Here is an 11,696-nt window from a genome sequence, read left to right on the forward strand (position 1 = left end):
TCTTCACCCACCCGGAGCACGCTTCCATGAATCCCCAACCCCGCTGGCAAGGCATCTTTCCCGCCATCACCACCAAGTTCCACGCTGACGAGTCCATCGACGCCGAAGGCACGGCCCGCCACATCGACTTTCAGATCCGCAACGGCATCCACGGCCTGGTCACCTGCGGCTCGCTGGGCGAAGCCAGCACCCTCAGCCTGGAAGAAAAGCTCCAGGTCGCCAAGATCGCCCTGGAAGCGGCCGACGGCCGCGTACCTGTGCTGGCCAATGTGTCCGAAACCAGCACCCGCGAGGCCCTGCGCTACATCGACGGCGCCAACAAACTGGGCGTGGCGGGCTACATGGTCATGCCCTCGGTGATCTACGTGGCCGACGCCCGCGAAGCCATGGCCAATGTGCGCGCCATGGCAGCTGCGGCCCAGCGCCCGCTCATGGTCTACAACAATCCCGTGGCCTACCGCGTGGACCTGAAGCCCGAACACATGCTGGAGCTGGCCGACTGCGAGTGGATCGCCGCCATCAAGGAAAGCACGGGCGACATCCGCCGCATCACCGACCTGCGCAACACCGTAGGCACCCGCTACCAGCTCTTCCTGGGCGTGGACGACCTGGCCTACGAAGGCCTGGCCCTGGGCTGCGACGGTCTGCTGGCCGGCGTGGGCTGCGCCTTCCCGCGCGAGACCGTAGCGCTGTACGACCTGATGAAGGCCGGCCAATTTGCCGAGGCGCTGCCGCTGTACCAGTGGATGACGCCCATGCTGCACCTGGATGTGTCCAACAAACTGGTGCAGAACCTCAAGCTCATCGACCTGCTGGTGGGTGTGGGCACCGAACACATGCGCCGCCCCCGCCTGCCACTGGTGGGCGAAGAGCGCACGTTTGTCGAGAGCGTGGTGCGCAAGGCGCTCGAAACCCGCCCGACAAAGTACCAGTCCGTGGCCTGACGAGCCACCACGTCCCTGTCACCGGGCCGGACGAGACACCGGCCTTTTCCATCACGCACACACAAGAGGTTTTCCATGACACGTGCATCTTTCGGATTTCGGACGCTCACGCCCGCTGCCATTGCAGCCCTGCTGCTGGCGGGCACGACCCACCATGCCAGCGCGCAAGAGCAGGTCGTCAAGATCGGCCACAGCGGGCCGCTCTCGGGCCCCAACGCCTTTGCCGGCAAGGACAACGAGAACGGCGTGCGCCTGGCCATCGAGGAACTCAACGCGAAAAAGATCGTGGTCGAGGGCAAGACGCTGAAATTCGAACTCGTGTCGGAAGATGACCAGTGCGATGCGCGCACCGGCGTGAGCGTGGCGCAGAAGCTGGTGGACGGCGGCGTCAAGTTTGTCATGGGCCCCTACTGCTCGGGCGTGGCCATCCCTGCGTCGCGGGTCTACAACGACGGCGGCGCCATGGTGTCCACGGTGGGCACCAACCCCAAGGTGACGGAGGGCGGCTACAAGAACCTGTTCCGTATCATCGCCAGCGATACGCAGATCGGCTCCAACATGGCCATCTATGCCGCGCAGGTGCTCAAAGTGAAACAGGTGGCCGTGATCGACGACCGCACCGCCTTTGGCCAAGGCGTGGCCGACCAGTTCACCAAAGAGGCCAAGAAGCAGGGCCTGACGGTGGTGGGCCAGGAATTCACCACCGACAAGTCCACGGACTTCCTCTCCATCCTCACCAGCCTCAAGGCCAAGCAGCCCCAGGCCATCTTCTTTGGCGGCTACGCGCCCCAAGCGGCGCCCATGGCACGGCAGATGAAGCAACTGGGCCTTACCGCCAAACTGCTGGGTGGCGACACCCTGTGCAGCCCCGAGGTGGGCAAGCTGGGTGGCGAGGCCGTGAACGACACCGTGGTCTGCGCCCAAGGCGGCACCATGCTCGACAAGGTGGCCAACGGCCCAGCCTTCAAGGCCAAGTACAAGGCACGCTTCAAGCTTGATGCCGACGCGTATGCCGCCTCCTACTACGACCAGGTGATGTTCATGGCCGACGCCATGCAAAAGGCCAACTCCACCCAGCCTGCCAAGGTCGGCGCACAGATGCTGCAATCCAGCCACCAGGGCGTGGCGGGCACCTACGCCTACGATGACAAGGGCAACCTGAAGCAGGCGCCCATCACGGTGCTGACCTTCCGCAACGCGGCGCCCGTGCCTTTGGCAAGCTACTAAGCCCCCCGGAGTCGCCTGCGGCGCCTTCCCCCGGAGGGGGACGCCCCCGGCGCGGCGGGGCGGCCCTTGCGCGGGGACACTGGCAGGGGCGGCGCCTCTTCGTGCGCCCGCTACGATTTGATTTCGCCAAGAACCACACAACCCGATCCAAACGTCACCATGAAACGCATCCAGATCCTTGACTCCCACACCGGTGGCGAGCCCACGCGGCTCGTCATCGGCGGCTTCCCTGACCTGGGTACGGGCAGCATGGCCGAGCGGCGCGAGCGCTTGGCGCGCGAGCACGATGCCTGGCGCGCCGCCACGGTGCTGGAGCCGCGCGGCAGCGACGTGGTGGTGGGGGCGCTGCTCTGCACACCGCAAGACCCCGCCAACGCGGCGGGCGTGATCTTCTTCAACAACAGCGGCTACCTGGGAATGTGTGGCCACGGCACGATTGGCCTGGTCGCATCGCTGGCCCACATGGGCCGCATCCAGCCTGGCGATCACCGCATCGAAACACCGGTGGGCACCGTCACCACCACCTTGCACACCGATGGCTCGGTAAGCGTGCGCAATGTGCCCGCCTACCGCCTGCACCACCAGCTGGCGGTGGAGGTGCCCGGCTACGGCCGCGTGGTGGGTGACGTGGCCTGGGGCGGTAACTGGTTCTTTTTGATCTCGGACCATGGCCAGCGCGTGGCCAGCGACAACCTGGAGGCGCTGATGCACTACACCTACGCCGTCCAGCAGGCCCTGAAGGACCAGGGCATTCGCGGCGACAACGGCGGCGAGATCGACCACATCGAACTCTTCGCTGATGACGGCAGCACCGCTGATCCCGCCTATGTGCCTGCGGACAGCCGCAACTACGTGCTGTGCCCCGGCAAGGCCTACGACCGCTCCCCCTGTGGCACCGGCACCAGCGCCAAGATTGCCTGCCTTGCCGCCGATGGCAAGCTGCAGCCGGGCCAAGTGTGGCGCCAGGCCAGCGTCATCGGCAGTCAGTTCGAGGCCAGCTATACGCTGCAGGACGATGGCAAGCTCATCCCCACCTTGCGTGGCCGCGCCTACATGAGCGCGGAGGCGACCCTGCTGATCGACGACGCAGACCCGTTCGGCTGGGGCATCCGGCTGTAAACCGCGCTTTTCCACCGCACAGACCCCATGCAAACCACCGACGTCCTTGTGATCGGCGCTGGCATCGTCGGCGCTGCCTGTGCCCATGCGCTGGCGCGGGCGGGCCTGTCGGTGCGAATCATCGATGCGCGCCTGGGCGGTGCCACGGCGGCAGGCATGGGCCATCTGGTGGTGATGGATGACAACCCGGCTGAGCTGGCGCTGAGCAAATCGTCGCTCGACCTCTGGCACGCCTGGGCGCCCCAGATGGATGCAGGCTGCGCCTTCACCGCCTGCGGCACGCTCTGGCTGGCCGCCAACGAGGAAGAACTGCAGGCCGCACACGCCAAGCGCGCCACCTTGCAAGCACAAGGCGTGGCCTGCGAGATGCTGGATGCCGCAGCCCTCGCCCGCGCAGAACCCGCGCTGCGCCCCGGTCTGGCGGGCGCGCTGAAGGTGAATGGCGACAGCGTGGTTTATGCCCCGCGTGCCGCCCAGTGGTTGGTGGCCCAGGCCGCAGCGCATGGCACCGTGGTGGTCGAACAGGCCGAAGCCACGCAGATCGACGGCCAGACCGTCACCCTGCGCGACGGCAGCCAGCGCAGCGCGGGCGCCATCGTGCTGGCCAGCGGCATTCACGCCCCGCAGCTGTGCCCCGGCCTGCCGCTGCGACCCAAAAAGGGCCACCTCGTCATCACCGACCGCTACCCCGGCACCGTGCACCACCAGTTGGTGGAGCTGGGCTACATCACCAGCGCCCACCACAGCGATGGCACCTCGGTGGCCTTCAACGTGCAGCCCCGGCCCACGGGGCAGTTGCTGATCGGCTCGTCGCGCGAGTTCGACACCACCGACCCGGCCGTCAACAACGCCGTGCTCGCGCGCATGCTGCAGCGCGCGCTCGGCTACCTGCCCGGCCTGGCGGACCTGAACGCGATTCGCACCTGGACGGGTTTTCGCGTCGCGACGCCCGACAGCTTGCCCATCATCGGCCCGCACCCTGAGCGCGCCCACCTGTGGCTGGCCGTGGGCCACGAGGGGCTGGGCGTGACCACGGCCCCCGCCACCGCACAGCTGCTGGCCGCGCAGATCACCGGCAGCGCCCCACCCATCGACCCCATGCCCTACGCCGCGCAGCGTTTTGATTCGTGGGGTGCTGCATGACGCGCCCCGCCTCCCACACTCCGACCGTGCAGATCGTCGTGAACCGAATTCCCCGGCAAGTGCCAGAGGGCACCAGCGTGGCTGCCGCGCTGGCGCAACAACCGCCGGGCACCACCCGCACCTCGGTCACTGGCGAGGCGCGCGCGCCGCTGTGTGGCATGGGCGTGTGCCACGAATGCCGCGTGCGCATCCAGGGCCGCATCCGCCTCGCCTGCCAGACGGTGTGCGTCGAAGGCATGGCCATCGACACCGATGCAGGCACGGCCCCCGGGAGCGCCACGCCATGCCCCTGACCCCCCTGCCTGCGCCAGCCCCCATGCACGAACGCTGCGACGTCCTCATCATCGGCGCGGGCCCGGCCGGCATGGCGGCAGCCCTGGCCGCTGCTCCCAGCGGTGCGGCCATCACGGTGGTGGACGACAACCCCCAGCCCGGCGGCCAGATCTGGCGCGATGGCCCGCAGGTGGCCCTGCCCCCGCTGGCGCAGCAACACCGTACCGACCTTGCCCGACACCCCAACATCCGCGTGCTGACCGGCACCCGGGTGGCGGGTCTGGGGGCCAGCCAGCCCACCGACAAGGCCCCCGCCCTGCTGCTGGAAGACGCGGACCGGGGCTGGACCCAGCACAGCCACCGCATCATCCTGTGCAACGGCGCACGCGAGCTGCTGTTGCCCTTCCCGGGCTGGACCTTGCCCGGCGTGACGGGCGCGGGTGCGCTGCAGGCCCTCATCAAGGCGGGGCTGGACGTGCGCGGCCAGCGCATCGTGATTGCTGGCACCGGCCCGCTACTGCTGGCGGCCGCCGCCACAGCCACACAGGCGGGCGCCACCGTGGTGCGCATTGCCGAGCAGGCCCCCTGGGCATCGCTCGCGCGCTTTGCGGCACAACTGCCACGCTGGCCAGCCAAGGCGCTGCAGGCGCTCACCTTGATCCACCCTGGCTTGCGCGCAAGCACCCATGTGCTGGAGGCGCAAGGCACCACCCAGGTGCAGTCCGTGCGGCTGCGCAAGGGCGTGCATGGAGAAGAAACCATCACCTGCGACCGCATCGCCTGCGGCTTTGGCCTCGTACCCAACACCCAGCTGGGCCAGCTGCTCGGTTGCACGCTGGGCGGACCGCTGAGCAGCGGCCTGGGCCTGGCGGTGGATGCGCAGATGCGCACCACGGTGCAGGGCGTGTTGGCGGCCGGGGAAAACACGGGCTTTGGCGGCAGCGAGCGTGCCCTGGTGCAGGGCGCGATTGCAGGCCATGTCGCTGCAGGTGTCGCAGCGGGCCACGTGCAGCAGGCCCAGGCATTGCGCGCACAGCTTGCGCGCTGGGAAGGTTTTGCCCAGGCGCTGCAGACTTCGTTTGTGCTGAACGAGCAGCTCAAGACCCTGCCCCGGCCCGACACCCTGGTGTGCCGCTGTGAAGACGTGGCCTATGCCGACCTGACAGCACGCCAGGGCTGGATCGATGCCAAGTTGCACACCCGCTGCGGCATGGGTGCCTGCCAGGGGCGCATCTGCGGTGCGGCCACACAGCACCTGTTTGGCTGGGCCCCTGCCGCGCCCCGGCACCTGCTGGCCCCTGCACGCATTGCCACCCTGGCCGCCTGTGGCGGGCCTGCGCCGGAAGACGCCAGCGCAGCGCCGCCTGCCTGAGCGGCTGCGTTTTTACGCCCGAAGCGGCACCCCACCCCACAAGCAACAGGCATTCATCTTGCTTACAAATATATCTACCAGATATTAAAAATCCAGCCTTACCAAGCCGCCTGTCCAAGCCCCTTCCACCCCGAGCACCGCACCATGCCATCCACCCACAGCCCCGCCCCACCACCCGCTGCCACGCCGCGTGCACCTGTTCGCTGGGTGCTGGCGCTGTCTTCGCACATCCTGCGCACCGAGCGGCAGGTGCTCACCGGCCTGATGACGCTGCTGGTGCTGCTCATCCTGCTCAACGTGGTCACGCGCTACACCGGCATGCCCATCTATTGGGTGGACGAGGCGGCGGTCTACACCGTTGTGTGGCTGACCTTTGTGGGCGCCTCGATCATGACGCGGCTGCGCATGGACTTTGCCGTGACCATGCTGACCGACCACCTCGGCGCGCGGGGAGCCCAGGCGTTCAAGGTGGTGGCCACATCCGGCGTGCTGCTGTTTGGCCTGGCCATGCTGGTGATGTGCTGGGTGTGGATGGACCCCATCGGCATTGCACGCTACGGCTTTGACGCCAAAGAGTTTGCGGCCGAGAGCTTCAACTTCCTCTACACCGAGCGCACCCAGACGCTGAACTGGCCCACCTGGGTGCTGCAGCTGATCCTGCCGATCTTCTCGGCCACCTTCAGCGTGCATGCGCTAGCCAACCTGCTCGAAGACATGGGCGCCGCAGAGCGTGTGCAGCACGCAGGCTTTGACGTGGTCAACGCCGACGCCGTGAACTGAACGCTCCCCTGCAAACCCACCGAGCCCCGACCATGATCACCACCCTGTTCTTCCTCGCCGCCTTGATGGTGGGTGTGCCCATCGGCGTGTGCCTGTGCCTGTCGGGCGCGGTGTACATCCTCAGCATCGGCAGCCCGGTGCTGTTCCAGTCCTTCCCCATGCAGATGTTTGGTGGGGTGGACAGCTATGGCCTCATCGCCATTCCGCTGTTCATCCTGATCGGCGAAATCATGAACAGCGGCGGCATCACGCGGCGGCTGGTGGACCTGTCCATGGCCTTCATCGGCTCCGTCAAAGGCGGCCTGGCCTATGTGAACATCCTGGCCAACATGCTGGTGTCTTCCATCATCGGCTCGGCCACCGCGCAGGTGGCCATCATGTCGCAGGTCATGGTGCCCGAGATGGAGAAGCAGGGTTACGACAAGACCTTTGCGGCGGGCCTCACGGTGTATGGCGGGATGCTGGGCCCCATCATCCCGCCCTCAGTGATGTTTGTGGTCTACAGCGTGCTGGCCCAAGTGGCCGTGGGCGACATGCTGATTGCGGGCATCCTGCCCGGCGTGCTGCTCACGCTGCTGTTCTTTGTGGTGATCGCGCTCATGGGTTTTGTCTACAACTACCCGCGCAGCGAAAAGCGCACGCTGGCCCAGCGCGCACGCACCGTGGTGCAGGCCAGCCCCACGCTGCTCATCCCCATCATCATCGTCGGATCCATCCTGAGCGGCGTGGCCAACCCCACCGAATCGGCCGCCGTGGGCGCGCTGGTCTCGGCGCTGGTGGGCCGGTATGTGACCAAGGAGTTCCGGTTCAGCGCCATGCCAGCCATCCTGCTGCGCTCGGCCATCTACTCGGCCATCGTGCTGTTTCTGGTGGCGGCGGCGGCCGTGTTCTCGTGGCTGCTGATCTACGGCAAGGTGCCGCAGATGGTGGCCGCCTGGGTGCAGACGGTGGCGCACGACCCGGTCACCTTCCTGCTGCTCACCAACGTCATCCTGCTGGTCATCGGCACGGTAATCGACGGCATCCCCGGCCTCATCATGACCGCGCCCATCCTGTTGCCGATTGCCACCGAGGTCTATCACATCGACCCGCGCCACTTTGGTGTGGTGATCGTCGTCAACCTGGTGTTGGGGCTGATGACCCCGCCCGTGGGCCTGAGCTTTTTTGTCGCGTCGGCCGTCACCGGGGCCAAGCCCGGAAAGATGTTCATCGTGACCCTGCCGTTTTTCATCATCAGCTGCGTGGCGCTGGTGATGTTGTCGCTGTTCCCCAGCCTGTCGCTCGGCCTGCTCAAGTAGCGGGGCATGCCGTCCGACAGATCCGTCCCCGTCCCAACGTTCTTTCACACGGAGTTCACCATGACGACCCAGCCTGCCCGCCCAGTCTCCCGCCGCCACTTCATCCAGAGCCACGCCGTGGCCGCAGCCGCCGTCACGGGGCTGGGCTTTCCAGCCCTGGTGCGGGCAGCAGATGCCAAGGAATTCCGCCTGGGCCTGATAACGCCCGCAGGCCACTCCTGGAACCGCGCTGCGCTGCAGTTTGGCGAGGCGCTGAAGAAGGAAACCGACGGCCGCCTGAGCGTCACCGTCTTCCACTCGGGCCAGTTGGGCAACGAGGCCGCGATGATGCAGCAGCTGCAGTCCGGCGCGCTCGACATGGGCTGGATCCAGGCGGCCGAGCTGGGCTCGCGGGTGTCGAGCATCGCGGCCATCAACGCACCCTACCTCGTGCGCTCCACGCCCGCCGTGGCCAAGCTGGTCAAACACCCCGCCGCCACCAAGCTGCTGGAGGTGCTGCCGCGCGAGACCGGCACCATCGGCCTGGGCTGGGGCATCACCGGCATGCGCGCCGTTTTCTCCACCAAGGACATCAACCTGCCCACCGACATCAAGGGTATGAAGCTGCGCATCAACCCCACGCCCGTGTACCGCGACTTTTATCAAATGCTGGGCGCCGCCCCCACGCCCATCCCCACACCCCAGGTGTTCGATGCGATGAGCAACGGCCAGGTGGACGGGCTGGAGGCCGACATCGAGTTCTCGTGGAACCAGCGCTTCGACAAGGTGGCCAAGACGCTGCTGCAGATGAATGCGCTGTTCATGCCGTTTGCTCCGCTGGTCTCCGGCCGCATCTGGCAAGGGCTGGACGCCAAGGACAAGGACATCATCCGCAAGCTGGTGGCCCAGTCGCTCGATGCGCAGATCAACGACATCGTGACCACCGAGGCCGGGCTGATCGAGAAGTTCAAGGGCACGTCCATCGCGTTCAAGACAGCATCGGCCTTCAACCCCGACAGCACCATCCAGGAGTTTGACAAATTGTGGCTGCCCAAGGCACCGCAGATTGCCGAGCTGCGCAAGGCGGGCGCCAGCCTGGCCTGATGGCAGCGGGGCCGCTACCGCAAGCCACTAAGATGCGGTCCGCAACCCCGCTCCCCACACCCTGCTCCCCATGACCACCCGCAGTGCCCCCACCCAGCGAGACCCCGCGCCCAAACGGCGCGCGGCCGACGTGGCCTATGACGCCATCGAGGCCATGATCTCCACCCTGCAGCTGCAGCCCGGTTCGCCCGTGGTGGAGGCCGAGATTGTGGAAAGCACGGGCCTCGGCCGCACCCCCGTGCGCGAGGCGCTGCTGCGCATGGTCTCCATCGGGCTGATTGCGCAGCAGCCCCGGCGCGGGCTGCTGGTGTCGCACATCGACCTGGCCGACCACCTGGACGTGATCCAGACCCGCCGCGTGCTGGAGCGCCTGATCGCATCGTGCGCCGCGCGCCGCGCCACGGCACCGCAGCGCCAGGCCATCGTGCAGTGCGCCGAAAAGATGGTGGAAGCCGCCGCACGCGGCCACCTGGACGACTACATGCAGGCCGACCACGCGCTGGACGTGGTGGTGCACCAGGCCAGCCAAAACCACTCGGCCGTCAAATGTGTGCAGCCGCTCATCGTGCAGTGCAGGCGCTTCTGGTATGCCTACCAGCACGAGGGCGAGGTGTCAGAAGGCGCACGCGCCCACATGCAGCTGGCCCAGGGCATTGCCAGCGGCGACGAAGCCCACGCCATGGCCGGGGCGGAGCAACTGATGGAGTACCTGGAACGGTTTGCGCGCCGCATCATCGACCGCTGACGCGGGCTGCGACGGCCCTCTTCAGGCCCTGATTCAGGCTCTATTGCTATCCATTTAATAGCACAAAAGGCATGCCCAGAGCGCGGTAACGGCCTAAAAACCTTCAAAAAATCACCCATCACTCCGCCACCTGCTGCCCCAGCAGGATGCGCTGCTCCAGAAAGCGCCACAGCCGCTCGTCCTGGCTGAACGACACGTTGAACCGCAGCCAGCCTGTGGGGCGAGGCTCCACGAGAAACAGCTGGCCGGGGCCCAGCATGATGCCCGCGCCCGTGGCCTCCTTCGACAGCTCGGCGCTGTCGGGCAGATCAGGGTGGCGCGCCCATAGGTACATGCCTGCCTCGGGCTCATGGAACAGCTCGAAGCCCAGGCTCAGCAAGCGCCGCCCCACCGCACGGTGCGCCTCGGCCAGGCGCTCGCGCAGCGACTTGAGGTGCTTGCGCCAGCGGCCATCGGTCACCACGCCGAAGGTGATGCGCTCGGTAATCTCGGAGGACGTCAGGCCCGAAATCATCTTGAGCTGCACCAGTTCATCCAGCAGATCGCGCCGCGCCGCCACATAACCCGTGCGCAGGTTGGGCGAGATGGTCTTGGAGAAGCTGCCGATGTAGACCACGCGGCTGAGCTGGTCAAGGCTGGCCAGCGAGGGACGCACGGTCGAATCCATGTCGGCGTAGATGTCGTTTTCCACCAGCGCAAAACCATGTTGCTCGGCCAACTGCAGCAGGCGGTGCAGGTGCGCGACCGACGCCATGGAGCAGGTGGGGCTTTGCAGGCGCGGCTGGGTGAAGAACACCGTGGGCCGGTGCGCGGCCAGCAGCGCCTCCAGCGCGGGCAGGTCGTAGCCCGTGGGGGTGCGCGGCACGCCCACCACCTGCGCTCCCGCAAAACGCAGCATGAAGTGCAGGTTGGGGTAGCCGGGGTCGTCCACCAGCACCACGTCGCCAGGCTTGACCAGGCGGCGTGCCACCAGGTCCAGCGCCTGGCTGGAGCCCTGGGTCAGCAGCACCTGCTCGGCATCCACCGCCAGGTGGTGCTCGGCCAGTGATTCGGCCACCACCATGCGCAGGGCCATATGGCCGTGGGGCAGGCCATAGCCGTCCAGCTCCGGGCCATCGGACGACAGCTGGCGCATGCTGCGCTTGACCGCATCGCCAAACAGCCAGTCGTGTGGCAGCCAGCCGCAGCCCGGCTTCATGGGCAGGTTGCGGTTTTCAAAAATTTGTTTGAGGTACCAGCGCGCATCAAAACGGGGCACCGGCCGCGCTGGCGCACCAGCCCCGGGCGCTGCGCCTTCGTCGCCCCGCCGCTTCACAAAAAAGCCCGCGTTGGCGCGCGACACCAGCCAGCCCTGCGCCACCAGGCGGTCGTAGGCCTCGACCACGGTGAACACGCTCACGCCATGCGCAGCGGCAAAAGCGCGGATGGACGGGAGCTTGCTGCCGGGTTTGAGCACCTGCCCAACGATCAGGCCCCGCAGCCCATCAACGATCTGGCTGACCAGCGGTGTCTGCAGGTCCGGGCTGAGAGTGAGCATCAGGAGGGGAAAAAAGGAGGCGAATTGTGCACCGGCTTGGCGCACACCAAATCAGGGATTGCCTGTACAGGATTCTAGACCTGCACAGTGCGCGCCAAACAGCGCTGCGCTGTACATGGACGGTGTGTGGCGCGACTTCCAGAATCCGCCCCATTCCTTCATTTCCTCGTCAACC

General features: G+C 66.9%; 11 protein-coding genes. 10 read left to right on the forward strand and 1 reads right to left on the reverse strand.

The window, feature by feature from the left end:
- The first annotated feature begins 26 nt into the window (after window positions 1–26).
- The 10 genes from AvAM_RS02675 to AvAM_RS02720 all read left to right on the forward strand — a co-directional run bounded on the left by AvAM_RS02675 (window position 27) and on the right by AvAM_RS02720 (window position 9,984).
- Complete coding sequence (locus AvAM_RS02675) at window positions 27–944, forward strand: dihydrodipicolinate synthase family protein (protein ID WP_137745608.1); 918 nt, start codon at window positions 27–29, stop codon at window positions 942–944.
- A 75-nt stretch (window positions 945–1,019) separates the two neighbouring features.
- Window positions 1,020–2,171 (forward strand): branched-chain amino acid ABC transporter substrate-binding protein, encoded by a 1,152-nt coding sequence (locus tag AvAM_RS02680; protein ID WP_137745609.1) that lies wholly within the window; start codon window positions 1,020–1,022, stop codon window positions 2,169–2,171.
- 159 nt (window positions 2,172–2,330) lie between these two features.
- Window positions 2,331–3,290, forward strand: a complete 960-nt coding sequence (locus AvAM_RS02685) for a 4-hydroxyproline epimerase (RefSeq protein WP_137745610.1) — start codon at window positions 2,331–2,333, stop codon at window positions 3,288–3,290.
- Between the two features lie 27 nt (window positions 3,291–3,317).
- Window positions 3,318–4,433 (forward strand): FAD-binding oxidoreductase, encoded by a 1,116-nt coding sequence (locus AvAM_RS02690; RefSeq protein ID WP_137745611.1) that lies wholly within the window; start codon window positions 3,318–3,320, stop codon window positions 4,431–4,433.
- Window positions 4,430–4,726: a 2Fe-2S iron-sulfur cluster-binding protein gene (locus AvAM_RS02695; RefSeq protein ID WP_137745612.1), complete on the forward strand. Its 297-nt coding sequence runs from the start codon at window positions 4,430–4,432 to the stop codon at window positions 4,724–4,726. The genes AvAM_RS02690 and AvAM_RS02695 overlap by 4 nt, the downstream gene beginning before the upstream one ends.
- Window positions 4,717–6,078: an FAD-dependent oxidoreductase gene (locus AvAM_RS02700; RefSeq protein WP_137745613.1), complete on the forward strand. Its 1,362-nt coding sequence runs from the start codon at window positions 4,717–4,719 to the stop codon at window positions 6,076–6,078. The genes AvAM_RS02695 and AvAM_RS02700 overlap by 10 nt, the downstream gene beginning before the upstream one ends.
- A 144-nt stretch (window positions 6,079–6,222) precedes the next feature.
- A complete protein-coding gene (locus tag AvAM_RS02705) occupies window positions 6,223–6,858 on the forward strand; it encodes a TRAP transporter small permease (RefSeq protein ID WP_137745614.1) in 636 nt (211 codons plus the stop codon).
- A 32-nt stretch (window positions 6,859–6,890) separates the two neighbouring features.
- Entirely contained in the window at window positions 6,891–8,156 is a 1,266-nt protein-coding gene (locus AvAM_RS02710) for a TRAP transporter large permease (protein ID WP_060985884.1), read from the forward strand.
- A gap of 60 nt (window positions 8,157–8,216) precedes the next feature.
- A complete protein-coding gene (locus AvAM_RS02715; RefSeq protein WP_137745615.1) occupies window positions 8,217–9,239 on the forward strand; it encodes a TRAP transporter substrate-binding protein in 1,023 nt (340 codons plus the stop codon).
- Between the two features lie 70 nt (window positions 9,240–9,309).
- Entirely contained in the window at window positions 9,310–9,984 is a 675-nt protein-coding gene (locus tag AvAM_RS02720) for a GntR family transcriptional regulator (protein WP_137745616.1), read from the forward strand.
- Window positions 9,985–10,102: 118 nt separating this feature from the next.
- Here the strand turns inward: AvAM_RS02720 and AvAM_RS02725 are convergent, their stop codons facing one another.
- The gene (locus AvAM_RS02725) at window positions 10,103–11,521 is read right to left on the reverse strand and encodes a PLP-dependent aminotransferase family protein (RefSeq protein WP_137745617.1); all 1,419 of its coding nucleotides are present in this window, start codon (window positions 11,519–11,521) and stop codon (window positions 10,103–10,105) included.
- Window positions 11,522–11,696 lie beyond the last annotated feature (175 nt).

It is taken from the genome of Acidovorax sp. NB1 (genome assembly GCF_005405905.1).
Taxonomy (GTDB): Bacteria; Pseudomonadota; Gammaproteobacteria; order Burkholderiales; family Burkholderiaceae_C; genus Acidovorax.